The 24,346-nt window shown below is 42.8% G+C and carries 20 protein-coding genes; 16 read left to right on the top strand and 4 right to left on the bottom strand.

Annotated features, from left to right (window positions below; translation table 11 throughout):
• Window positions 1-59: 59 nt before the first annotated feature.
• Entirely contained in the window at window positions 60-1,331 is a 1,272-nt protein-coding gene (locus tag IHV11_RS18920) for an MFS transporter (protein ID WP_197195904.1), read from the bottom strand.
• An 18-nt stretch (window positions 1,332-1,349) separates the two neighbouring features.
• A complete protein-coding gene (locus IHV11_RS18915; protein WP_197195903.1) occupies window positions 1,350-1,610 on the bottom strand; it encodes a YgaP family membrane protein in 261 nt (86 codons plus the stop codon).
• 92 nt (window positions 1,611-1,702) lie between these two features.
• On the opposite strand from IHV11_RS18915, the gene IHV11_RS18910 reads away from it, so the two are divergent.
• The 5 genes from IHV11_RS18910 (at window position 1,703) to IHV11_RS18890 (ending at window position 6,226) form a co-directional block, all read left to right on the top strand.
• A complete protein-coding gene (locus IHV11_RS18910; protein WP_197195902.1) occupies window positions 1,703-3,451 on the top strand; it encodes an adenine deaminase C-terminal domain-containing protein in 1,749 nt (582 codons plus the stop codon).
• A gap of 49 nt (window positions 3,452-3,500) precedes the next feature.
• Window positions 3,501-4,517, top strand: coding sequence for a DUF3048 domain-containing protein (locus IHV11_RS18905; protein WP_197195901.1), 1,017 nt, complete (start codon window positions 3,501-3,503; stop codon window positions 4,515-4,517).
• A gap of 17 nt (window positions 4,518-4,534) precedes the next feature.
• A complete protein-coding gene (locus IHV11_RS18900) occupies window positions 4,535-4,840 on the top strand; it encodes a YerC/YecD family TrpR-related protein (protein WP_066242834.1) in 306 nt (101 codons plus the stop codon).
• 351 nt (window positions 4,841-5,191) lie between these two features.
• Window positions 5,192-5,614 (top strand): MarR family winged helix-turn-helix transcriptional regulator, encoded by a 423-nt coding sequence (locus tag IHV11_RS18895; protein ID WP_197195900.1) that lies wholly within the window; start codon window positions 5,192-5,194, stop codon window positions 5,612-5,614.
• Window positions 5,615-5,695: 81 nt separating this feature from the next.
• Entirely contained in the window at window positions 5,696-6,226 is a 531-nt protein-coding gene (locus IHV11_RS18890; protein WP_197195899.1) for an NAD(P)H-dependent oxidoreductase, read from the top strand.
• Here IHV11_RS18890 and IHV11_RS18885 read toward each other — a convergent pair.
• Window positions 6,223-6,762, bottom strand: a complete 540-nt coding sequence (locus IHV11_RS18885) for a GNAT family N-acetyltransferase (RefSeq protein ID WP_197195898.1) — start codon at window positions 6,760-6,762, stop codon at window positions 6,223-6,225. The two genes, IHV11_RS18890 and IHV11_RS18885, sit on opposite strands and share 4 nt — an antisense overlap.
• A gap of 154 nt (window positions 6,763-6,916) precedes the next feature.
• Here IHV11_RS18885 and IHV11_RS18880 point away from each other — a divergent pair, with 154 nt between their 5' ends.
• The 10 genes from IHV11_RS18880 to gatB all read left to right on the top strand — a co-directional run bounded on the left by IHV11_RS18880 (window position 6,917) and on the right by gatB (window position 19,964).
• Window positions 6,917-7,609 (top strand): heptaprenylglyceryl phosphate synthase, encoded by a 693-nt coding sequence (locus IHV11_RS18880; protein WP_197195897.1) that lies wholly within the window; start codon window positions 6,917-6,919, stop codon window positions 7,607-7,609.
• Window positions 7,610-7,676: 67 nt separating this feature from the next.
• Window positions 7,677-9,917 carry a DNA helicase PcrA gene (pcrA, locus tag IHV11_RS18875; RefSeq protein WP_197195922.1) on the top strand — a complete coding sequence of 747 codons (2,241 nt, stop codon included), beginning with the start codon at window positions 7,677-7,679 and terminating at the stop codon, window positions 9,915-9,917.
• Window positions 9,918-9,938: 21 nt separating this feature from the next.
• On the top strand, window positions 9,939-11,945 hold the full coding sequence (gene ligA / locus IHV11_RS18870; protein WP_197195896.1) for an NAD-dependent DNA ligase LigA: 2,007 nt from the start codon (window positions 9,939-9,941) through the stop codon (window positions 11,943-11,945).
• A gap of 42 nt (window positions 11,946-11,987) precedes the next feature.
• Window positions 11,988-13,199 carry a CamS family sex pheromone protein gene (locus IHV11_RS18865; RefSeq protein ID WP_197195895.1) on the top strand — a complete coding sequence of 404 codons (1,212 nt, stop codon included), beginning with the start codon at window positions 11,988-11,990 and terminating at the stop codon, window positions 13,197-13,199.
• Window positions 13,200-13,670: 471 nt separating this feature from the next.
• Complete coding sequence (pruA, locus tag IHV11_RS18860) at window positions 13,671-15,218, top strand: L-glutamate gamma-semialdehyde dehydrogenase (RefSeq protein WP_197191946.1); 1,548 nt, start codon at window positions 13,671-13,673, stop codon at window positions 15,216-15,218.
• A 236-nt stretch (window positions 15,219-15,454) separates the two neighbouring features.
• Complete coding sequence (locus tag IHV11_RS18855) at window positions 15,455-15,799, top strand: DUF3905 domain-containing protein (protein WP_197195894.1); 345 nt, start codon at window positions 15,455-15,457, stop codon at window positions 15,797-15,799.
• A 90-nt stretch (window positions 15,800-15,889) separates the two neighbouring features.
• The gene (locus IHV11_RS18850) at window positions 15,890-16,144 is read left to right on the top strand and encodes a YciI family protein (RefSeq protein WP_197195893.1); all 255 of its coding nucleotides are present in this window, start codon (window positions 15,890-15,892) and stop codon (window positions 16,142-16,144) included.
• A gap of 613 nt (window positions 16,145-16,757) precedes the next feature.
• Window positions 16,758-17,048: an Asp-tRNA(Asn)/Glu-tRNA(Gln) amidotransferase subunit GatC gene (gene gatC, locus IHV11_RS18845; protein WP_197195892.1), complete on the top strand. Its 291-nt coding sequence runs from the start codon at window positions 16,758-16,760 to the stop codon at window positions 17,046-17,048.
• Window positions 17,049-17,063: 15 nt separating this feature from the next.
• Window positions 17,064-18,521, top strand: coding sequence for an Asp-tRNA(Asn)/Glu-tRNA(Gln) amidotransferase subunit GatA (gatA, locus tag IHV11_RS18840; protein ID WP_197132256.1), 1,458 nt, complete (start codon window positions 17,064-17,066; stop codon window positions 18,519-18,521).
• Between the two features lie 12 nt (window positions 18,522-18,533).
• A complete protein-coding gene (gene gatB, locus IHV11_RS18835; RefSeq protein ID WP_197195891.1) occupies window positions 18,534-19,964 on the top strand; it encodes an Asp-tRNA(Asn)/Glu-tRNA(Gln) amidotransferase subunit GatB in 1,431 nt (476 codons plus the stop codon).
• A 311-nt stretch (window positions 19,965-20,275) separates the two neighbouring features.
• On the opposite strand, the gene IHV11_RS18830 is transcribed toward gatB, so the two are convergent.
• On the bottom strand, window positions 20,276-21,109 hold the full coding sequence (locus IHV11_RS18830) for a TetR/AcrR family transcriptional regulator (RefSeq protein ID WP_197195890.1): 834 nt from the start codon (window positions 21,107-21,109) through the stop codon (window positions 20,276-20,278).
• A 93-nt stretch (window positions 21,110-21,202) separates the two neighbouring features.
• On the opposite strand from IHV11_RS18830, the gene IHV11_RS18825 reads away from it, so the two are divergent.
• Window positions 21,203-24,286, top strand: coding sequence for an efflux RND transporter permease subunit (locus IHV11_RS18825; RefSeq protein ID WP_197195889.1), 3,084 nt, complete (start codon window positions 21,203-21,205; stop codon window positions 24,284-24,286).
• Window positions 24,287-24,346: the final 60 nt, after the last annotated feature.

Genomic DNA, 24,346 nt, shown 5'->3' with positions numbered 1-24,346 from the left:
TAACCTCCTATATGGAATGTTGAAGGCTGAGGGACAATGGTTAATAAAAACCATGTTCGTCAGCCTTCATTAATTGGGTTTGGATGAGATGTGGCCGAGTCCGTGTTCGGAGCTGCGGTTGCCATGGGTTTGGGGGGTTGTATAATAGACAACGGTTTCCACCGCCGCAAGAGCTGCATCCCAATAAAGATGACAAAACCTACTATCACGTACGTTACATAAGGAACAGCACTTTGTCCGCCATCTGCGACTTCAAACAATCGTCCTCCGATGGAATTTCCGATCGCTTCTCCAATACCTGTAAAAACGCTTGCTAATCCAAAGAACATGCCAAGAAATCGTGCAGCCGCAAGTTGTGAGATCGATGTATCCAACGTAGGCATGATTAGCATCTCACCTGTAATAAAGATGATGCCAGTAAAAACAAAGAAGAATAAAGTGTTCGCAAAATACAAACTTCCAAGTGCAGATCCGATACAGATTGCCCCTATACCAACAGAAGTGAGTGGATGGATGTTTCGGATAATATTTTTCGTTATGAGCGTTTGCGCTAATATGACCGTGATGCTGTTGATGGTCCAGATGATGCTTATGTCTTTTCCGTTAGACAGAACGCTTTCAGCTCGAAGCGGGAGCACGAGTGCAAACTGTACGTAAAGCGCCCAAACAAAGATTGTGGCGATCACGAAAACGAGGAAGGGAATGTTTTTTAACGCTTGTCGATATTCACTCCACTTAACTTCTCGGCAGTTTTCGTCTCCACAGCCTGCAGGCAAGAAGAACCAGCTGATCACGCTTGCTCCTAAATAAATAACAGCAGCGGTGATAAAGATTAGTTTTGAACTTCCTGTAAATAAAGCGAACACAGTCAATCCAGCGATAGCCATCCCAATATTGGCAAAGATTCCACGCAATGAAAAAGCAGTAGATCTCATTTCTGCTTTTACGAGTGATGAAATAAATGCTTTTGTGGACGGTGCATTAAGCCCAAGACCAAGCCCGCTGATTGCAGCAGTTAACAATATGAGTGAATAGGTTGAAAAATAAGCGAAACCTATCAGCCCGCCTGCCCGTATTAAAGCACCAAGTGCAATGATAAAACGTCTGCCTGTACGGTCAGCGAATACGCCTCCAACAACACTTCCAACTTGCATGAAAATCGAGATAACAGCGAGAGTAAGACCAATCTGTGCCGCCGTTAGTCCGGTTTCCACTTTTAAGAGGATAGGAAGGACAGGCAAGACAAGATACGAGCCAAGATGGGTAATAAAGACAACGACCAATAGACTGAACAGAGGTCTGTTGCCTTTTAATAAAGAATGAGTGGGCATAGTGCTGCCTCCTTCTTATTATGAAGGGTTGAACGGCGAACCTTCTTCCGCGATGTTACCAAGATCCATGTCGCTCATTTCTTTGCTTTTGTGAAGAAGGTCAGTCACTGGGCAGTAGCGAACGATTCCTTCTGCTACTTTCATTGCACCCATTAAGATCATAAGGATGTATGACTCTTTGTAAGGCTTTCTTGTCAGCTTTGCTGTATAAACAGAAAGCAGTGTTAGACCTGCAATGATACGAATCATGCTATTAACTAAACCAATATTTTGTCTCATTGTGATACTCCTTTCAATTTTCACCAATTTGCTTGATGAATATGGTATTCTTGAAAAAACGAAATTTTCAGAGAGAAGACAGGTGATCCAACATGAACCAACACATTGCTTTTTGGACAAAAGCGCAAATGCGCAAACAAGTGGCCGTCATTCAGGGTGAATTGGTACCGTCGCTTGTCTTAACAAACGCTACTTACTTAAACACAGCTCTTAAAAAATGGGTAAAAGCAAACATCTGGATCCTTCAAGACCGCATCGTCTATGTAGGCGAAAAGATGCCTGAACATACAACAGGAACGGAAATTACAGATCTAGAAGGTAAGTTTGTTGTGCCGGGGTATATCGAACCTCATTGTCATCCGTTTCAACTTTATAATCCCCAGTCGCTCTCGCGATATGCATTGCAGCGTGGAACGTCTGTATTTTTAGCCGACAACTTTATGCTGCTTTTTGAAATGAATATTTCGAAAGCGCTTTCTTTTATGGAAGACGTGAACGATCTTCCTTCTAATTTCTTTTGGTGGTGCCGTTATGACGCACAAACTGAGCTCTTAGAAGAAGAGAATTATTTTTCGGAAAAAAGCGTGAGACAGCTGCTTGAGAGCCCTTATGTTCTACAAGGTGGTGAGTTAACGAGCTGGCCGCGCGTTCTGCATGGCGATGATACTCTATTGCATTGGATGCTGAAGACGAAGAAAGCGGGGAAGAAAATCGAAGGACATCTGCCAGGAGCTTCTGAGAAAACATTAACAGCAATGACGCTGCTCGGTGTGGATTGCGATCATGAAGCGATGACAGGGACAGAAGTGATGGATCGATTGAATGCTGGTCTGCAAGTGTCGCTTCGTTATTCTTCGATTCGTCCAGATCTGCCGAAATTATTGCGTCAGATGAAAGAAGAAGGCATCACCAATTATGAACGAATCTTTATGACGACTGACGGATCCACACCTGCTTTTTATGAAGAAGGAGTTACCGATAAGATGCTAGAGATCGCACTGGAAGCAGGGCTTGATCCAGTGGATGCGTATATGATGGTCTCTTATAACGTGGCTAGATATTATGGTCTAGATCACCTCTTTGGTATGGTTGCCGCAGGGCGAGTCGCCCATTTAAATATTTTAGATGACGTAACAAATCCTCTGCCTGAATCTGTTTTGGCAAAAGGAAAATGGATGAAACGTGACGGGAAAGATGTTAGTAACGATCGTGATTTTCAATTTGATTGGGAAGGTCATGGCATCAAACAAAGAGAGATCAATTGGGACCTCCAAGACGAAGATTTTCAGTTTTCAGGTCTCGTTGGAATAGAAATGTACAATAGTGTCATCACACGACCATATAATGTATCGATCAATCCTTTTTCTGAAGAGATTAACGGAGAATCAGACGAGTGTTTCTTAATGCTGATCGATAAAGAAGGAAAGTGGAGAATCAATACGGTCGTAAAGGGTTTTGCAAAAAATCTGTATGGCTTTGCGAGCTCGTATTCTAATACGGGAGATCTTTTGATCATCGGAAAAAGCAAAAAAGATATGGCTGTGGCGTTCGAGCGCTTGAAAGAAGTCGGCGGAGGCATCGTTCTTGCGGAGAGAGGCGAGATCGTCGCTGAGATAAAACTTCCTTTAGCGGGAGGAATGTCGAATCTTAGTATAGAAGAACTAGTGGTAGAAGAGAAAAGATTAACGAGTGCATTAAGAGAAAGAGGCTATCAATACGAAGATCCGATCTACTCGCTATTGTTTTTCTCATCCACACACTTGCCATACATCCGCATTACGCAAAGAGGCATTTACGATGTTAAAAAGAAAGGGTTACTCTTTCCTTCGATTATGCGTTAATATAGAAAAGGATTGGGCAAAATAATACGATACAAAGGTAGTGAGCCCAATGAAAAAGTGGTACGTCATCTTGATGTCGATCATGATGGTATTAACGCTGTCTGCATGTAAAGGCGCAAGAGATAAAGTATTAGAAGAAGGTAAAGTAGATAAAGCTGAAGCGACGGATTCAAAAAAAGAGGAGTTTTCTTCTGTTTATCCACTCACTGGTTTGGGAACGAATGAAGAGGTAGATCATCGTGCGGTTTCGGTCATGGTGAACAACCATCCGAAAGCACGACCGCAATCTGGACTTCATAAAGCTGATATCGTTTACGAAGTATTAGCTGAGGGAGAACTTACACGCTTTTTAGCGATCTTCCAAAGTGAGATGCCAGAAGTAGTAGGACCGGTTCGAAGCGCGAGAGATTATTACATTGAGCTCTCACGTGGCTACCATGCACTATTCGTGGCACACGGATTCAGTCCTGAAGCGAAAGAGATTCTCGATAGCGGGACGATTGATCACCTGAACGGAATGGAGTACGATGGTGTTCTGTTTAATCGGGCTGATTTTAGAAAAGCGCCTCACAACTCTTACATCACTTATGAAAATATTCAAAAAGGGATGGAGAAGATCGGCGCTGAGCAATCAGATGATCTGGATATGCTTTCATTTTTAACAATTGAGAGTGCTAAAGCTACAGAAGGTACGCCTGCAAACGAGATTCAGATTTCTTATCCAGGTGGGGAAACAGTAGGATTCACGTACTCTATTAAGAAGAAGACGTACGCGAGATGCAGCAACAATGAACCAACGATAGATCGTGAAACCGAAACACCCATTACGGTTAGCAATGTATTCATTGTTGAAGCGGCACACCGGGTAATCGATGATGCCGGCAGACGAGAGATCAATTTAACGTCAGGCGGAGATGCGATTCTGATTCAGAATGGTGTCGCACAAAACATTTCGTGGAAAAACGAAGATGGAAGAATCGTTCCGGACGGTGGAGCGTTTGTTCCAGGAAAGACATGGATTAACATTGTACCGAGTGGAATGACAGATTCGGTTAAGATGCAATAAAAAGGAGTGCATGTTTCATGCAAATTGATAAATTACGAGGAAAAGCATTAGATCAGCTTTTTGAATCGGTTTTATCGCTAAAAGATATGGAAGAATGCTATCGATTCTTTGATGATCTTTGTACGATGAACGAGATTCAATCTTTGGCACAGCGACTTGAAGTGGCGCGCATGCTTCGTGAAGGAAAAACCTATCACAAGATCGAGAGCGAAACGGGAGCGAGCACGGCGACCATCTCACGTGTAAAACGTTGTTTGAACTTTGGTAACGACGCATACGCGATGGTCCTTGACCGCGTTCATGAAGAGGAAGAAGCGAAATAATGAGCCGAAAACCTGCCTGAGTGGTGGGTTTTTTTGTTCATTTTGAGGGTCGTGCAGCGGGATGAGTTCGGGACATGTCGATAGATGTCGAGGATTGTAGACTCGTGGATAAACTGTAAAAACTTTAGGATTCAACGCTAAAACTCGTGGATTGAGCAGCCAAACTCGTGGATTGAGAGCAAGAACTTTAGGATTCAGGCTGAGCACAGTAGTTTTCCCACTCTGTAAACCTCAAAATGTAAGCTTGGCGGCTGCCAAGCACCTATATATACTTAAAATATTGACAGAAATCATATTACAATTTATATTTGTATGTACAAACAACATTAAAGATGTAAAAGAGGTGCTAAAATGCCTGAAAAGTATCTAGAAAACTGTTTATATTTTACCGTAAACAAGCTTTCTCGCGTTATTTCCAAAATGGCTGAGGAATCGTTTAGACCAACAGGAATTACACCTACTCATGGCTTTATGATGATGCTCGTAAACGACAAACCGGGAATCTCTCAATCGGAATTAGCGGAAGAACTTCACATGACACCGAGTACGATCACAAGATTCGTGGACAAGCTTGTTGTTAAGGGACTTGCAGAGCGTAAGGTGCAAGGGAAGATGTCACACATCCATCCAACACAAGCTGGAATTGAGATCCAAACAGATCTCGAAAAAGCATGGAAAGATCTATACCGGACGTACTCCGATCTTTTAGGAGAAGAAGAAGGAAAAGCACTCACAAAAGCAACACATCTAGCAGCAGGGCAGCTCGAGTCATAAGAGCTCTCTTCTTTATCACTTAAGTTGTTTGTACAAGCAAATGAAATTATAAATTTTCAATCATAAAGGAGACTCACACAAATGAAAAAAACACTCGTCATTATCGCACATCCTAATTTACAAAACTCTACAGTAAATAAAAGATGGGCAGAGGAAATAGAAAAACAAGATCATGTTACGGTTCGAAAACTTTATGACCTGTATCCAGACGGGAAAGTGAACGTTGATGAAGAACAACGTATGCTGTTGCAGCACGATCGAATCGTTCTTCAATTTCCGTTCTATTGGTACAGCTCACCTTCTCTATTGAAAGAATGGCAAGATGAAGTGCTAGCGTTCGGCTGGGCATACGGGCCAGGTGGCGACGCACTTCATGGAAAGGAATTAGTACTGGCGATCTCAACAGGAGGACCAGACTTCTCTTATCAAGCGGGGGGCTACAACCACTATACGATGAGCGAACTGCTTCGTCCGTTCCAAGCGACTTCTAACTTGATCGGAACGCGTTATATCACGCCGTTCGTCTTCCATAGTGCGATTCGCGCGTCAGAGGAAACCGTTGAACAAAGCGCACAAAACTATATTTCCCATGTTTTAAATCCTGAAATTTAATGAAATTCATTCTTCATCAAGCTCATTTGGACTTGGTCGCGACAGTTTCCGCGAATCCATTCTGCCTGTCGGACAACGCCTTCCGCCTGGAAGCCTAGTCGGCGGGCGAGCTTGATGCTTTTTTCATTTTGTACGGCAGCCCGCAGCTCCACCCGATTCAGCATCAATGTGTAATAGGCGTACATCAGCATTCCTTTTACCGCGCGTTGTGCGATTCCATGACCTTCGAATCCTGATCCTACCCAATAACCTAGCATACCTGACTGGTTGTGCCACTTAATATCATATAGAGCAACAGATCCTGCTACTTGTCCTCGATACCATATAAAAAGAACAACGTCTGTTTGTTCTTTCATCTTTTTGTTCACTGTTTTAATAAACTGCCGCATCTCACCGCTAGATTGAGTATAATCGACCCAGCTGATCCACGGTCCAAGATGTTGACGTGATTTTTCTAACAATCTATAGATGTTGTCGGATTCTTTAACGTCTGCTTGTTTTAGCATGATTTCGTCGTCGATATGCCACATAAGCATAGCTATTCCTCCTAAAAAGCAGTATGAACTTCACAATCTTTCCACATGATGAATCATAGAGTGAGAACCTTATTTTTGTTATAATGCAGAAGTACAGAACTGGCTTGTTAAAATAGCAAGCACGGGTGTTTCTAAACATGAAAGGAAGAACACAATGTTTGATTATCAAAAATGGAAGCATGTGTTTAAGCTAGACCCAGATAAAGAGATCAGTGACAGTGACCTTGAACGGATCTGTGAGAGCGGAACGGACGCTGTTATTGTAGGGGGATCTAGTGGCGTAACGCTTGATAATACGTTAGACCTTATGTCACGTATCCGTAGATATGCGGTTCCTTGTGTGCTTGAAGTATCTAATATCGAATCACTTACACCAGGGTTCGATTTTTATTATATTCCTACCGTATTAAATGCAAAGGATGCTAACTTCATTACGGGGCTTCATACAGAAGCATTAAAAGAATTTGGCGACATCATGAACTGGGAAGAGATTCTTACAGAAGGATATTGCATCTTAAATCCAGATTGTGCGGCTGCTGAACGTTCGAGTGCCGACACAGATCTCTTTGCAGATGATGTTGTAGCATATGCCCGCTTGGCCGAAAAAATGTTTAAGCTTCCGATCTTTTATTTGGAATACAGCGGCACGTATGGTGATGTTGATATCGTTCGCCAAGTAAAAGGAGTACTTGAAAACACGACTCTTTATTATGGAGGCGGCATTCATTCGGCTGAACAAGCGAAAGAGATGTCAGAGTTCGCGGATACAGTTGTCGTAGGGAACGTTATTTATGACAACTTAAATGCTGCGATTGAAACAGTTGAAGCGGTTAAGGGTAAAAGTTGATAAAATCTCAAAAATGAGTGAGAATAAAAATAAGAATATATGTTCGGGCGGTGAATGAAGAATGAGTATGCAACAAATGATTGAAAAGCTATTATCAGGATTGAATCCTGAACAGAGAGCTGCAGTAAAACATACAGACGGGCCGTTGTTATTGATGGCTGGAGCGGGAAGCGGTAAGACGAGAGTGTTAACACATCGTATCGCTTATTTAATGATGGAAAAAGAAGTGGCACCATGGAACATTCTTGCGATCACGTTTACAAATAAAGCAGCACGAGAGATGAAAGAAAGGGTCGCGAAGATTACAGGACCAGTAGCAGAAGAAATCTGGATCTCTACGTTCCACTCCATGTGCGTGCGAATCTTACGCCGTGATATCGATCGAATCGGAATCAACCGTAACTTTACGATCTTAGATGCGACAGATCAATTGTCTGTCGTTAAAGCAGTATTGAAAGATCTCAACTATGATCCGAAAAAATACGAACCTCGCGGAATATTAAGCGCGATTTCCTCTTTAAAGAACGAACTAAAAACAGCAGCAGATTTTGCAAAAGTGGCGAACGGGCACTTTGAAGGTGTTGTTCAAGAAGTTTATGAAGGCTATGAAAAGCGACTGCGCAAGAATCAGGCGTTAGATTTTGATGATCTGATCATGACGACGATCCAGCTTTTCGCAAAAGTACCTGAAGTACTCGAGTTTTATCAACGCAAGTTTCAATATATTCATGTTGATGAGTATCAAGATACGAACAGAGCGCAGTATATGCTCGTGAAAATGCTTGCTGATCGATTCCGCAACCTTTGTGTTGTAGGGGACTCGGATCAGTCGATCTACGGCTGGCGTGGCGCGGATATCGCGAACATTCTATCGTTTGAAAAAGACTATAACGATGCTGAAGTTATCCTTTTAGAGCAAAATTATCGTTCTACGAAAAAGATTCTTCAAGCCGCTAATAAAGTGATCGAAAACAACATGAACCGTAAGCCAAAGAATCTTTGGACAGATAATACCGATGGCGCTAGCATCACGTACTACCAAGGTGACGATGAACAAGGAGAGAGCTATTACGTAACAGGTAAGATTCGTGAAGCTGTATCATCAGGCAAACGTTCGTATAATGACATCGCGATTCTTTACCGTACAAATGCTCAATCTCGTGTAATTGAGGAAGTTTTGATCAAGTCCAACATTCCTTATAATATCGTCGGCGGCACAAAGTTCTATGACAGAAAAGAGATCAAAGACATCTTAGCGTATCTTCGATTAATTTCGAATCCGGACGATGATATTTCTCTTCAGCGTATCGTTAATGTACCGAAGCGCGGGATTGGTGCGTCTTCTATGGATAAAGTGGCACAATATGCAGCAAACAATGATCTCTCCATGTATCAAGCGCTTCAAGAAGTGGAGCAGATCGGTCTTAGTGCACGTGCAACGAACTCTTTAAGAGAGTTCTCTGAGTTTGTAACGAACTGGACGCGTCAGCAGGAATTTCTTTCTGTGACCGAACTAACAGAAGAAGTGCTTAGCAAAACGGGCTATCGTGATGCGCTAAAAGCAGAGAAAACGATCGAAGCACAAAGCCGTTTAGAGAACATTGATGAGTTTATTTCTGTTACGCAAGACTTTGAAAAGAAACAAGATGATAAATCATTGATCGCCTTCTTAACTGATCTGGCACTTGTTGCAGACATCGATAAGCTCGATGAAGATGCAGCAGATGACAAGCCAAAAGAATCTGTTGTTCTGATGACGCTTCACTCTGCAAAAGGTCTAGAGTTTCCGATGGTCTTCTTGATGGGTCTAGAAGAAGGGGTATTCCCGCATAGCCGTGCTCTTTTTGAAGAAAATGAAATGGAAGAAGAACGTCGTCTGGCATACGTTGGGATCACACGTGCAGAAGAAGAGTTATTCTTAACGAATGCTAGAATGCGCACCCTTTATGGACGTACGACGACAAATCCGCAATCTCGTTTTATCGCTGAAATACCTGAAGATCTTATTGAGACAGAAGTAAAAGAAAAGCCATCTGTACCGTGGGGAGCGAGTGCTCGCTCAGGTGGAGGATCAACGCCATCGTTCATGGCACCGAAAAAGAAAATGGTTACACCTGTCTATCAATCTTCTGGTGGGGAGAAACTGGAGTGGAGAGTAGGCGACAAAGTCAAACACCGTAAGTGGGAAACAGGAACCGTTGTAAGTATGCGAGGTTCAGGAGATTCTATGGAACTCGACATCGCGTTTCCACAGCCTGTAGGTGTGAAAAGACTGCTTGCTAAATTTGCCCCGATTGAAAAAGCGTAAGAAAAGAAGGAGTGGAACGGGTTGAACGAAGAACAAGCGAAGGAACGCATCCTGGAACTCCGGGAAATGCTAGAAAAATATAATTATGAATATCATGTACTAGACAAGCCGTCTGTACCTGATGCTGAATATGATCAACTCATGAAAGAGCTGATCGAACTTGAAAACAATCATCCAGAACTTCATGACGAGCACTCGCCTACCTCACGTGTAGGCGGTGCTGTTTTGGACTTTTTTGAAAAAGTGGAACATACCGTACCGATGCTGAGTCTCGGCAATGCCTTCAATGATCAAGATCTAAGGGATTTTGACCGCCGTGTAAGAGATGGTGTAGGTTCGAACGTATCGTATGTAGCTGAACTTAAAATCGACGGTCTAGCTGTATCCCTCACGTATCAAGATGGTCGTTTTGTTCGTGGAGCTACACGCGGAGACGGCACAATCGGTGAAGATATAACGAATAATTTAAAAACGATTCGTTCTATTCCTTTCAAGCTAAAAGAAGATGTGATGCTTGAAGTTCGAGGCGAGGCGTTCATGCCGAAAAAATCCTTCCAAAAGCTCAATGCACACCGAGAAGAAGAAGGACAAGAGCTTTTTGCAAATCCACGAAATGCTGCAGCGGGTTCTCTACGTCAGCTTGATCCAAAGATTGCAGCGAGCCGTAACCTCGATATTTTTGTTTATGGTGTAGGAAAGCTTGAGGGTCATTCGGTCGATTCGCACGACGAAAGCTTAACGTACTTAAACCACCTAGGTTTTAAAACGAACTCGGAGTGGAAGAAATGCGCGAACATCGATGAAGTGATTGAATATGTGAATAGCTGGCAGGAAAAGCGTCCAGACCTTCCATATGAGATCGATGGGATCGTAATCAAGGTGAACTCTCTGTATCAGCAAGAGGAACTAGGATTTACGGCGAAGAACCCGCGTTGGGCGATTGCCTACAAGTTCCCTGCTGAAGAAGTGGTAACAAAGCTAGAAGGTATCGAGTTGAACGTCGGGCGTACGGGTGTTGTAACACCAACCGCGTTGCTTCAGCCTGTGTTAGTTGCGGGAACGACGGTAAAGCGTGCTTCGTTACATAATGAAGACTTGATTCGTGAAAAAGACATCAAGCTCGGCGATTATGTTGTGGTTAAAAAAGCAGGTGACATCATTCCTGAAGTCGTAAATGTAATCACGGAGCGCCGAACTGGTGATGAGATCGATTTTAATATGCCAACCGAGTGTCCAGAATGCGACAGCAAGCTAGAGCGTTTGGACGGGGAAGTGGCTTTAAGGTGCTTGAACCCGCAATGTCCAGCACAGATTCGAGAAGGATTTATTCACTTTGTATCGCGAAACGCCATGAACATTGATGGACTTGGTGAAAAAGTAGTCGCACAGCTATTTAAAGAAAAATTAATACAAAACTTTGCGGATTTGTTTAAGCTAGAGCGCGAGAAACTGTTAGAATTAGAGCGTATGGGTGAGAAGTCGGTAGACAACTTGCTTGCTGCAATCGAAAAGTCGAAAGAAAATTCATTAGAGCGTCTGCTGTTTGGTCTTGGTATTCGTCACGTTGGAGCGAAAGCGGCGAAGACGATCGCGCAGCGTTTTGAAAATATGGATGGTTTGATGAGTGCTTCTAAAGAAGAACTTTTAGCTGTTGAAGAGATCGGTGAAAAGATGGCTGACTCTATCCTGCTCTATTTTTCAAAACCTGAAGTGCACGAGCTCGTAGCTGAGCTGAAGAACCTTGGCATGAACATGGAATACAAAGGTCCGAAGCTTGTAAAAGTGGAAGATCTTGATACTCCGTTTGCTGGGAAAACAGTCGTATTAACAGGTAAACTATCGATTTTGACTCGTAATGATGCAAAAGAAAAATTGGAGCGCCTAGGAGCGAAAGTTACTGGGAGCGTGAGTAAGAATACAGATATGCTGATCGCAGGAGAAGATGCTGGCTCTAAGCTTGATAAAGCGAAGACCCTTGGTATTGAGGTTTGGGATGAGCAGAAATTGGTGGACGAGCTTAACAAATAAGATTGGCGAGAGCTAACCAACAATACTAGAGGAGTGTCCGTAATGATGAAACGGGTTGGGCTCCTTTTCTTGAGTACTTTACTGCTTTTGACCGGCTGCTGGGGTGGCGATGAGCTGGAAAAAGAAGAAAAGATCGTGCAAGAAAAGGGCAAAAAAGATGAGAAAGCGATTATAACAGGGGAGATCAATACCGGTGAAAAGTACTATCGAAGTATTTTTCCGTTCGAACCAGGTGGTGCTCGTGGTGTAATCCGTTATGGCGTTGATAACCGGCTTGATATCAACGAGTTTGAGATGGGATTAATGCGCATCGCTCAAGACACATTCAGTACAGACAAGTACTTTTTCCAAGAAGGACAATTTCTGAATGAGCCCACGGTTACGAACTGGCTGAAAAGAGCAGACGAAGAACCAGGAAAAAGTAAGAGTGAGCTAGACCAAACAGGATTGAACCCTAAGCTGGGTGTAAAAGTTGACGAAGGTGACCCAGGGTTTAAAGATAAGATGCTAGAAGCAAACAAAAACAATCCTAAGTATCTTTCTTATGTTCTTGAACACAATTATCTCGTTCAGAGTGGCGATGGGAAAGTAAAGCTTGGCGGTGTGGTAGTCGGTTTATCCTTTAACTCCACGTACTATTATGACGTTAACCAACAAGGCTTGATCTATCCTGGTGAAGTGAAGCTCCAGCGTGAAAAAGTGAAACAAGAAGCACAGAAAATAGCAGGACAAGTGGCAAGCCGATTGCGCACAGATTCAAAGCTTAAAGATGTTCCGATTGTATTTGCTCTCTATCAAGAAGAAGAGCGTGATTCTGTAACGCCTGGAAACTTCTTTGCGTCAGGCGTTGTGAAAAAAGGAAGCAGCTCAGTAAGTTCATGGGAAGACGTAGATGAAGATTATGTGCTGTTCCCTTCAGACTCAGCTTCAAAAAAGAAGCGAAGTGACTACGAAAAGTTTACTTCTTTCAAATCAAAGGTTCAGGAGTATTTCCCTAACTATATCGGGGTGATCGGGAAAGGGTACTATAAAGACGGCAACCTAGAGCGATTGACGCTTGAGATTCCTGTTCAGTTCCGCGGTAAAGCGGAAATCATCTCCTTCACCCAGTTCGTCGCGACGTCCGCACTAGGCGAGCTGCCGAACGTGCCGGTAGAAGTATACATCGGTTCAGCAGTTGATCAACCAGAGGCGCTCATCGTGAAGGACGAAACAACACAAGAAGAACCGTTCGTGCATATTTATCGTAAATAAAGATGTTTGAAAGCCCACTACCATTATAGTTAGTGGGCTTTTGTATTTTGTTTTCGTTGTATTAATAACTTTAGCTTTTGAAGGTTTTTAAAACTTCAATGACAAGTTGATAGGAGCGCAAGGTGCGAGACCGCCAGCGGTAGGGTGGCTCACCGCACGCCCCCCGGAAAGCGAGCAACCTGGAGCGGAAATCAACCACTTCCAAAAGCTTCTTTGTTATTTGGAAAAATATACTTCAAGAAGAACATAGAATTCATAATTATTCGCCCATCTCCTACGAAAATCACATAAACTCATACAAAACCTTATTAATCATTCACCATAAAGAAAAAAGATGCACAAAGCGGGCTTATCCCTTGAAAATAAAGAATTCTGACTATTATCAGTTTGTTTGAACAAACCGCTTTGTTCATGTAGAATGAACGTGGGAAACCGAATAATGAAAACGCTTTAATAGGAGGGGAATTTATTATGACACGTGAATACCGTCATGAACCATTTATGGATTTTTCAGTTCCTGCAAACAAGGAAGCTTACGAAGCAGGGTTAAAAGTAATTAACTCAAAGCTTGGTACAGAGTTTCCGCTTGTTATCGGCAGTGAAAAGATCACGACAGACGAAAAGATTGTTTCTATAAATCCAGCTAACAAAGAAGAAGTGATTGGATCTGTTTCCAAAGCGACTCAAGATCATGCTGAGCAAGCGATGCAAGCTGCATTAACAGCTTTCGAATCTTGGAAAAAGTGGGATCCTGAACACCGCGCGAACATTTTGTTCCGTGCAGCAGCGATCATCCGCCGCCGTAAATATGAATTCTCCGCTATGCTTACAAAAGAAGCAGGTAAGCCATGGAAAGAAGCTGACGCTGATACAGCTGAAGCGATCGACTTTTTAGAATACTATGCACGCCAAGCGATCAAGCTTAAAGCTGGACAACCAGTTGTAAGCCGTGACGGCGAAATTAATAAATTTAGCTATATTCCACTTGGAGTAGGTATCGTTATCTCTCCATTCAACTTCCCGTTTGCGATCATGGCAGGTACTGCAGCAGCGGCGTTCGTTACAGGTAACACAGTATTGTTGAAGCCAGCGAACTCAACGCCAGTTATCGCAGCAATGTTCGTACAAGTGATGGAAGAAGCAGGACTTCCTGCAGGCGTACTTAACTTCGTTCCAGGTAGCGGTGCAGAGATCGGTGACTACTTAGTAGACCACCCGAAAACTCGCTTCGTATCATTCACAGGTTCTCGTGAAGTAGGTTGCCGTATCTATGAGCGCGCAGCAAAAGTACACCCTGGCCAAATCTGGTTGAAGCGTGTAATCGCTGAAATGGGCGGAAAAGACACAGTTGTTGTTGACCGTGATGCTGATCTTGAATTAGCAGCAAGCTCAATTGTGTACTCTGCGTTCGGATTCTCTGGACAAAAATGTTCTGCTGGATCTCGTGCCGTTATCCACCAGGACGTTTACGACGAAGTTTTAGAAAAAGCTGTAGCGCTTACTAAAACATTAACGATGGGTAGCCCTGAAGAAGTTGGCACTTACATGGGGCCGGTAATCGACCAAGCTTCTTTCAACAAGATCATGAAGTACATTGAAATCGGAAAAGAAGAAGGCCGTCTGATGACTGGTGGAGAAGGCGACGACTCTAAAGGTTACTTCATCCAGCCTACAATCTTTGCTGATGTAGATGAAAAAGCTCGTCTGATGCAAGAAGAGATCTTCGGACCAGTTGTAGCGGTATGTAAAGCGCGTGACTTCGATCACATGATGGAAATCGCAAACAACACTGAGTACGGTCTAACAGGTGCGCTTCTTTCTAACAACCGTGAGCACATCGAGCGCGCACGTGAAGAGTTCCACGTAGGTAACTTCTACATCAACCGTGGATGTACAGGTGCAATCGTTGGATATCAGCCATTTGGTGGATTCAACATGTCTGGTACTGACTCAAAAGCGGGTGGCCCAGACTACCTAACACTTCACATGCAAGCTAAAACAACTTCAGAAACACTTTAATCTTTGAAATTGAGCCCTTTCTCGCCTGAGAAAGGGTTTTTTTTCTGTGAGAATCTTCGTTTATAAGTCTTCAACAAAATTTATAAGTCTTGAAAAAATTTTATAAGTCTTCAAATTTTTTTATAAGTCCTCAAAAAAATTTATAAGTCTTCACACCATCTGCAAACAAAAAAATGGATTGTACACCTCGCTTCAGGAGAAGTTAATCGTATACCGATATGAAAGCAGGTGTGAAGATGTCAAAAGATAAAGAGCAAAAGAAAGTCGATTTGGATGAAACGTTGCCTCATCAAATCAGTTCGCCTGATTTTAAAGGTACAGGTATGAAGATGCAAGCGCCGTTTGTAAACGAGCATGGTGTGGTAATCGGAGATAGCCTTTACGACTCGTCCAATTCTCCTCTCAACAACTGGAGTACAGACACAGATCCAGAAGTGATGGCAGGGGATGAGTGGGTGCATCCGACGAACGATATCGGCTGGAACACGAACATGAACCGCGATCTGATCGAAAAGAAAGCACCACCGAAAGAAGGCATGCTCCGCCATCCAACGAAAGACTCGAGCTACGGTAAAGATTAAAACATCTGGTTTTATTGACCGGATGTTTTTTCTTTTATGCTGAGAGCTGCCTATAGTAAGATGAGAGTAATAATGAGGGAGGTAACACACATGGCATATTTTGCAGCAATTTTACATATGGAAAAACCAGAGCTCAATCAAGAGTTCCGCCAGGCTCACCTTGACTACCTAGCAGAGCTTGTTACACAAGATAAAGTTCATCTAAAAGGACCATTCTTAGACGGAGCAGGCGGTATGGTCGTTTATAAAGCGGAGTCATTAGACGAGGCGAAACAATTAGCGGAAGAAGATCCTTACGTAAAAGAAGGAGTACGCCGTTTAGAGCTTCATGAGTGGGGAATCTAAAGCATTTAGTATCATTAACGGAAGAATCTACGAAGAATCTACGAAAAAGTAGATTCTTTTTTCTTTTATGCTGTTTTTTATACATTGTTGCTTTCCGAAAGTAGTTGCTTTCCGCTCCGGGTGCTTCGCTTTCCGCGGGGCAGGCGGTGAGCCACATTCGTACGATTCACGTATAAGTGTCTCACCTGCCCGCCTGTCCCGCAGGAGTCTCACACCCTAACTGTCATAGACGTCGACTAAAAAGCAAAACAATCTTAGAAAAGAGCCAATTGATATTTGTAACAATTGTTTTTAGTATAGAATGTTGTCACAGGTGATAAGAGTGCAATCTCAGGTGTTCACGGTCGTCTTAGCGGTGCTCGCATCCCTTTTTCAGGTGCAAACTCAGCAGTTACAGGTGGAAACAGCCAATTCACCGGTGAACGCGTAATAAATATAAAAACACGTACCGTAAAAACAAGCGCACATCCCCCAAACAAACCTACAATCCCACAAAACTCAACGAAAATAACTCAATTTCGTGAATGTTCCGTCCTCAAGTTGCTTATACAGCAAGCTTTTTGTTATCATCAGAATAATACTTTTCGTATAGAAAGTCTTGGAGGTGGCGAGCTTGTCTCGAATTTCGAAAGATCAAGTGAAGCACGTGGCGCATTTAGCCAGGTTAGCGGTTACGGAGGAAGAAGCCGAATTGCTGACTGAACAATTGGATAAGATCATCGGGTTTGCTGAAGAACTGAACGAACTCGATACAGATAACGTGGAGCCGACTACACACGTTCAGGAGCTGAAGAATATCCTTCGCAAAGACGAAGTGAGAAATTCTGTTTCAGTGGATGAGGCGATGAAAAATGCGCCTTCAGAAAGAGATGGCCAGTTTAAAGTTCCGAACATTTTGGAGTAGGAGGAAAGACCACGTATGTCGATTTTAGATAAAAAGATCTCAGAACTTCATCAGTTATTACATACAAAAGAATTGAGTGTAACTGACATTGTGGATGCGACGTTTGACCGCATTCATCAAGTAGATGGTAAAGTAAAGGCGTTTTTAACACTAAATGAAGAATACAGCCGCATTAAGGCTAAACAATTAGATGAAAAGCTCGTTTCCGGTGCTGACAGAGGACTGCTCTTTGGTATGCCGATCGGAATCAAAGATAACATCGTAACAAAAGGGATTCGTACAACATGTGCGTCTCGCATTTTAGAGAACTTTGAACCGATCTATGATGCAACCGTTGTGGAACGCTTGAATCAAGCGGACACGATTACGATCGGAAAATTGAACATGGATGAATTTGCGATGGGGTCATCAAACGAGAACTCCGGATTCCACCCAACTCACAACCCGTGGGATCTTTCTTGTGTACCAGGAGGTTCATCCGGCGCGTCTGCAGCATCCGTATCAGCGGGAGAAGTTCTTTTCTCACTAGGTTCTGATACAGGTGGCTCGATACGTCAGCCTGCTGCTTTCTGTGGTGTTGTTGGATTGAAGCCAACTTACGGACTCGTATCTCGTTACGGCTTAGTCGCGTTTGCGTCTTCACTGGATCAAATTGGTCCTGTAACGCGTAACGTCGAAGACAATGCATACTTGCTGCAAGCCATCGCAGGGAACGACCCGATGGATTCTACATCTGCAAAAGTGGATATCCCAGATTACTTGGCTTCTTTTACTGGTGATGTGAAAGGGCTGAAGATTGCGGTTCCAAAAGAATACCTAGGTGAAGGTGTAGAGCCTGGCGTAAAAGAGCGCGTGATGGAAGCTCTAAGAATACTTGAAGGACTTGGAGCGACATGGGAAGAAGTATCTCTGCCGCATTCTCGTTATGCACTTGCAACGTACTACTTGCTGTCATCATCTGAAGCTTCTGCTAACCTTTCACGCTTTGATGGTGTTCGTTACGGTCTGCGTTCAGATAACAGTGAGAACTTGATCGAGATGTACAAGCAGTCTAGAAGCGAAGGGTTTGGTGAGGAAGTAAAACGCCGCATCATGCTTGGAACGTTCGCGTTAAGCTCTGGATACTACGATGCTTATTATAAAAAAGCACAAAAAGTTCGTACGCTGATTAAAGAAGACTTTACGAACATTTTTGAAAAATACGATGTAATCATCGGACCAACAACGCCATCTGCATCGTTTAAATGTGGATCTATGACGAAAGATCCATTAACGATGTACATGAACGATATTCTAACGATTCCGGTTAACTTAGCGGGTGTGCCTGCGATCTCTGTACCTTGTGGATTCTCAGATGGACTGCCGATCGGACTTCAGATCATCGGTAAGCATTTTGACGAGAGCACGATTTATCGCGTAGCACATGCGTTTGAACAAGCAACAGATCATCACACAGAAAAGCCGAAGCTGTAGGGGGTGCAGAGAATGAGCGAATTTGAAACGATAATTGGATTAGAAGTACACGTTGAATTAAAAACGAACACTAAGATTTTCTGCGGCTGTTCTACAAACTTTGGTGCACCGCCAAACACGAATGTGTGTCCGATCTGCTTAGGACATCCTGGCGTGTTACCTGTTGTGAACCATCAAGCTGTAGATTTTGCGATGCGTGCAGCACTTGCGCTTAACTGCGAAATTAATAGAGAAACAAAATTTGACCGCAAAAACTACTTTTATCCAGACAACCCGAAAGCCTATCAGGTGTCACAATTTGATAAGCCGATCGGTGAACACGGCTGGATCGAGATAGAAGTGGGCGGAAACAAAAAGAAAATCGGCATCACGCGTATCCATATGGAAGAGGATGCAGGTAAGTTGACTCATACAGCAGACGGATCACTTGTCGATTTAAACCGTCAAGGAACGCCTCTTGTTGAAATCGTATCTGAGCCGGATATTCGTACGCCGGAAGAAGCTTACGCGTATTTAGAAAAGCTTAAAGCGATCATTCAATATACAGGTGTATCTGACTGTAAGATGGAAGAAGGTTCATTGCGCTGTGACGCGAACATCTCAATTCGTCCGGTAGGTCAAGAGAAGTTTGGAACAAAAGCAGAGCTTAAGAACTTAAACTCGTTTGCTTTCGTACAAAAAGGGTTAGAGCATGAAGAGAAGCGTCAACGTGAAGTGGTTTCAGCTGGAGGAGAGATTCTTCAAGAGACTCGTCGCTATGACGAAGCGACGAAAACGACAATCCTCATGCGTGTAAAAGAAGGATCTGACGACTATCGTTATTTCCCAGAGCCTGATCTTGTATCCATTTTTATCGATGAAGAATGGATGGATCGTGTGAAAGCGGACATTCCAGAACTTCCGGATGCTCGTCAAAAGCGTTATGTCGGTGACTTCGGATTACCTGAATATGACGCAAAAGTATTAACGATGACAAAAGAGATGGCTGATTTCTTTGAAGCGACAATCAAAGCGGGTGCAGATGCGAAGCAAGCATCCAACTGGATCATGGGTGAAGTGAGTGCGTACTTAAACAACGAAAATAAAGAGTTAGACCAGACTGCTCTGACTGCTGAAGGTCTTGCTGGCATGATTAAGCTGATCGCAGACGGAACGATCTCTAACAAGATCGCGAAGACGGTATTCAAAGAGTTGATCGAGAACGGTGGCGACGCAGAGAAAATCGTTAAAGAAAAAGGTCTCGTTCAGATCTCAGACGAAGGAGCGATCCGAGAAATCGTTGTGAAGATCCTTGATGCGAACGAGCAATCTGTTGCGGATTATAAAGACGGAAAAGAAAAAGCAGTCGGATTCCTTGTTGGACAAGTGATGAAAGAAACAAAAGGGAAAGCAAACCCTCCACTTGTAAACAAGCTGATTGTGGAAGAACTTAAAAAGAGATAGATTTTGTATTCAAAAAGGGTAAGGCGACCTAGTCAAATTGAGGTTGCCTTACCCTTTAATAGTTTCTTGGAATGAGTTCTTCAGACTGTGGGTGTATCGGATTACAGTGCAGTTCTAAAACAAATCTACTTTGAATTACTGTATATCATTTTCTTCTTTGACAAGTTGATTGGAGCGTAGGGTGCGAGACTCCTTGGGGATCAGTGGGACAGGTGAGACTCTTAAAAGCACAGAGCGCTAAGAGGCTCACCGCACACCCCCAGGAAAGCGAGCGTCCCGGAGCGTAGATCAACACTTTCAAAAAGTTTTCTCTATACTTCCAAACAATCCTGAATCAAATAAGCAATCTGCTTACATGCTGGGTGGTTATTCAGGTTTAAGATTAATCCTTTTACGATTGCAGGACTGAGACTCGGTTCAATCATCTGCTCTTTCAGGAGATTCAATGATTCTTTTAACGTTGAATCATCCACTTCCTCTATCTTTTGCTCAATCATCTCTAGCAGCTGTTCTTTTGTTACATGAACATGAAAAGGTTCATTAATCGTGTGGTAAAGCTCTTCTGTGATAAACGTCGTTTCTGAATGTTTGGCGAGTAGTGCTGTTTTTTCCGCAAGTGAGCGACTCAATGTATGAAGATCCAGCGGAACGTTAAAGAACAGAATTAAATGTGAATACGTATGAATAAAGCCTTTTACACAATAGATCAAATCATAACGCGTCTGTGAGATCTCTTCGCTATAAATGCGGTCTAACATGCCTAATATGATGTTATCGATGAGTTTATCATAGTGATGAATCTTTGAGATCAGCTCTTCATTCGGTGTTTTTGATTGTTCTTTTATAAAAATTTTGGCAAAATCAGAATGCTTTTGAAAAGTATGAAACGCAGCTTGATAGAATTCGTATAATAGTTCAGTATGCGTCTCGTGATTTTTGACTACTTGGTCAATATCTGAGATCAGACTCAGCATAAAGTGGTCGATTAGACCGTTGATCAGTTCGTCTTTTGATTTAAAAGATAAATAAAATGCACCCTTTGAGATGCCTGCGTGTTCAGTAATTTGTTGGACTGATGTGGCATCAAACCCTTGCTGTGCAAATAGTTCGAGGGCACTCTCCATAATTAGTTGTTTCTTACTCATTGTATCGCTCCTAAGTAATTCATTGACAAATGACCAATCAGTCATTAGTATAAATAATTGAGTTGGATAAGTCAATTAGGGGTTGGTGGATGAATGAAAGGTTTAGTTAATTTTGTCTTAATGAATAAATTAGCTGTATGGCTGCTTACCATTATTATAACAGTCTCAGGTATTTATTCAGGAACACGTATGAATATGGAAACGATTCCGGATGTTTCGATTCCTTACTTGATGGTGATGGACGTTTATCCTGGAGCTACGCCAGAGAAAGTAATGGAAGACGTATCGATGCCGATCGAGAAAGCGGTTGAAGGGCTTGAAGATGTTAAAGCCGTTTATTCAAATTCTTATTCAAACATGTCTAATCTCCAAGTGGAATATGAATACGGGATAGACATGGACGAAGCAAAGCGTGAGCTCCAATCTGCACTAGATGCAGTCGAATTGCCAGAAACAGCTGAGGAGCCGACTGTGACAGCAATCAGTATGAATATGATGCCTGTTGCGGCACTTAGTGTAAGTAGTACGAAAGAGGATATCGTTGAATTAACATCAACGGTTGAAGAGATCATTCTTCCTAAGATCGAGAAAATCGATGGTGTGGCATCTGCTAAGATTACGGGTCAGCATATCGAAGAGGTAGATCTTACATATAAAAAAGATAAGTTGAAACAGTTTGATCTAACAGAAGATAAAGTAAAAGAAATGATCCAAGCAAGCAACATGGCTGTTTCATTAGGATTGTATGAGTTTGAAAAAGGTGAAGAAGCAGTTGCCGTTGATGGAAAATTCATGACTTCAGATGAACTGAAGAACATGATGATTCCGGTAACACCATCTGCAACTAACCCAACACCTTTTGTAAAGCTAAGTGAGATTGCTGATATTAAAACGGTAGGTAAAGTGGAATCTGTCTCCCGAACAAACGGAGATGAAGCGATCGCCATTCAAATCGTAAAAGAGCAGCAAGCCAACACGGTTGATGTTGTAAATGGTGTAAAAGAGCTGATTAAAGAAGAGAAATCTAAAGTAGACGGTCTAGTTATTGATGTGTCACTCGACCAAGGAAAACCAATTGAAGATTCAGTCGCAACCATGATTGAAAAAGCTTTGTTTGGTGGTTTGATCGCGGTACTGATCATTCTGTTATTCCTTCGTGATTTTAAATCAACAATTATCTCAATCATCTCTATTCCGGTTTCCATCTTTATGGCGCTACTTGTGCTCAACTGGATGGATATTACGTTGAACATCATGACACTAGGGGCGATTACGGTTGCGATCGGTCGTGTAATCGATGACTCAATCGTTGTTGTAGAAAATATTTATCGACGTTTGCATTTGAAAGAAGAAAAATTAAACGGACGTGCGTTAATTAGAGAAGCGACAATTGAGATGTTTAAGCCGATCCTTTCTTCCACACTCGTAACGGTTGCGGTATTCGCTCCGCTTATCTTTGTGGGTGGTATGGTAGGCGAACTGTTCGCGCCGTTCGCGTTAACGATGACATTTGCGCTTGGTGCGTCACTCATTGTTGCTATAACAATCGTTCCAGCGTTGTCGCACTTTTTGTTTAAAAAGAAGCTGTATAGCGAAAAGACAGAAAGCAGCCATAAGGAAACTGGTAAATTAGCAAAATGGTATAAAGGGATTCTTAATAAATCTCTTAATCATAAAATTATCACTTCTATCTTGGCGGTCCTTTTACTTGCAGGTAGTTTAGCTTTAACTCCTATCATCGGTTTCAGCTTCATGGGCAGTGAAGAAGACAAAGTTATGTATTTAACATACACACCAAAAGCTGGGGAGCTTAAAGAAGAAACATTGAAAAACGTTGAAGCTTTAGAAGAGAAGATGCTAAAACGCGATTATATTGATATCGTTCAAATCTCTGTATCAGATAACGCGGATCCGATGATGGCTATGGCCGGCGGCGGAGAAGGCGGGGCACTCATGTACCTCATCTTTGATCCGGAAATGGAGAACTTCCCAGAAGTGCGGGATGAAATAGAAGACTATGTCGCTGACCTTGGTCAATCAGGAGAATGGAAGAGTCAGAACTTCGCTGCATCAACAGGAGCTGAAAACGAAGTCAGCTATACGTTCTACAGTGAAGATCTGAATAAACTCAATAAAGCGGTGAAGATGGCAGAAGAAGCCATGAACAAGAACGATCAGTTAGAAGATGTTTCGTCAAGCGCAAAGGATGCGTTTGTCGAGCATACGTTTAACGTCGATCAAAATGAGATTCTAAAATACGGACTAACAACAGGTCAGATCGTGATGATGCTGAATCCGATGAAAGCGGATGAAGTCTTAACGACGATCGAAAAAGACGGTGATACACTAGACGTTATCGTTCAGCAGGAGCAAACGAAACAACCTAAGTCCGTAGACGATATTTTAGCAAGACAGGTTCCAACAGCTCTTGGCACGACAATGCCGTTATCTGAGCTTGTTACGGTTGAAAAAGGAACAACACTGAATACCCTTGCCCGAAGTAAAGGAGAGTATTATGCTACCGTGTCTGGTAAGGCAATTGGCGATGATATGTCCAAAGCAACTTCGGAAGTCCAAAAAGACATCGATAAACTGGATATGCCAAAAGGAGTTACAGTTGGAGTAGCGGGTGTTCAGGCTGATATGAACGAAACATTTACACAGCTTGGAGCGGCAATGCTTGCGGCGATTGCGATCGTGTATTTCATACTTGTCGTAACATTCCGTGAAGGTGTCGCGCCGTTTGCGATCTTGTTCTCACTACCATTTGCTGTGATTGGTTCGTTTGTAGGTTTATTGATCGCAGGTGAAACCATATCTGTATCGGTTATGATGGGGCTTCTGATGTTGATCGGTATCGTTGTAACGAATGCTATCGTACTCGTAGACCGAATCATTCATATGGAACGTGAAGGAATGAGTATGCGTGATGCGATCCTAGAAGCAGGAGCAACACGTCTTCGTCCGATCCTGATGACAGCTATCGCAACGATCGGAGCATTGATTCCGTTAGCAGTTGGCTCAGGTGGTGGCGGACTGATCTCAAAAGGTCTTGGCGTTACGGTAATCGGCGGTTTAGCTAGTTCTACATTATTAACGCTGATCATCGTGCCAATCGTATATGAAGTCCTCTCCAAAATCTTTAAAAAGAATCGTAAAGAAGTAGAAGAGAATTAAGAAGAAAGCCCTGCTAAGTGATGTTGAGTCACTTGCAGGGCTTTTTATATTTAAAGCAGA

Source organism: Fictibacillus sp. 26RED30, assembly GCF_015903845.1.
GTDB lineage: Bacteria > Bacillota > Bacilli > Bacillales > Fictibacillaceae > Fictibacillus > Fictibacillus phosphorivorans.
The sequence above is the reverse complement of the archived record's forward strand: the minus strand, read 5'-3'. Positions and strand labels throughout refer to the sequence as shown.

Excerpts from the sequence above, each read along its gene's own strand:
- IHV11_RS18920 (WP_197195904.1), bottom strand. The coding sequence starts at position 1,331 with ATGCCCACTCATTCTTTATTAAAAGGCAACAGACCTCTGTTCAGTCTA.
- IHV11_RS18915 (WP_197195903.1), bottom strand. The coding sequence starts at position 1,610 with ATGAGACAAAATATTGGTTTAGTTAATAGCATGATTCGTATCATTGCA.
- IHV11_RS18910 (WP_197195902.1), top strand. The coding sequence starts at position 1,703 with ATGAACCAACACATTGCTTTTTGGACAAAAGCGCAAATGCGCAAACAA.
- IHV11_RS18905 (WP_197195901.1), top strand. The coding sequence starts at position 3,501 with ATGAAAAAGTGGTACGTCATCTTGATGTCGATCATGATGGTATTAACG.
- IHV11_RS18900 (WP_066242834.1), top strand. The coding sequence starts at position 4,535 with ATGCAAATTGATAAATTACGAGGAAAAGCATTAGATCAGCTTTTTGAA.
- IHV11_RS18895 (WP_197195900.1), top strand. The coding sequence starts at position 5,192 with ATGCCTGAAAAGTATCTAGAAAACTGTTTATATTTTACCGTAAACAAG.
- IHV11_RS18890 (WP_197195899.1), top strand. The coding sequence starts at position 5,696 with ATGAAAAAAACACTCGTCATTATCGCACATCCTAATTTACAAAACTCT.
- IHV11_RS18885 (WP_197195898.1), bottom strand. The coding sequence starts at position 6,762 with ATGCTTATGTGGCATATCGACGACGAAATCATGCTAAAACAAGCAGAC.
- IHV11_RS18880 (WP_197195897.1), top strand. The coding sequence starts at position 6,917 with ATGTTTGATTATCAAAAATGGAAGCATGTGTTTAAGCTAGACCCAGAT.
- pcrA (WP_197195922.1), top strand. The coding sequence starts at position 7,677 with ATGCAACAAATGATTGAAAAGCTATTATCAGGATTGAATCCTGAACAG.
- IHV11_RS18865 (WP_197195895.1), top strand. The coding sequence starts at position 11,988 with ATGATGAAACGGGTTGGGCTCCTTTTCTTGAGTACTTTACTGCTTTTG.
- pruA (WP_197191946.1), top strand. The coding sequence starts at position 13,671 with ATGACACGTGAATACCGTCATGAACCATTTATGGATTTTTCAGTTCCT.
- IHV11_RS18855 (WP_197195894.1), top strand. The coding sequence starts at position 15,455 with ATGTCAAAAGATAAAGAGCAAAAGAAAGTCGATTTGGATGAAACGTTG.
- IHV11_RS18850 (WP_197195893.1), top strand. The coding sequence starts at position 15,890 with ATGGCATATTTTGCAGCAATTTTACATATGGAAAAACCAGAGCTCAAT.
- gatA (WP_197132256.1), top strand. The coding sequence starts at position 17,064 with ATGTCGATTTTAGATAAAAAGATCTCAGAACTTCATCAGTTATTACAT.
- gatB (WP_197195891.1), top strand. The coding sequence starts at position 18,534 with ATGAGCGAATTTGAAACGATAATTGGATTAGAAGTACACGTTGAATTA.
- IHV11_RS18830 (WP_197195890.1), bottom strand. The coding sequence starts at position 21,109 with ATGAGTAAGAAACAACTAATTATGGAGAGTGCCCTCGAACTATTTGCA.
- IHV11_RS18825 (WP_197195889.1), top strand. The coding sequence starts at position 21,203 with ATGAAAGGTTTAGTTAATTTTGTCTTAATGAATAAATTAGCTGTATGG.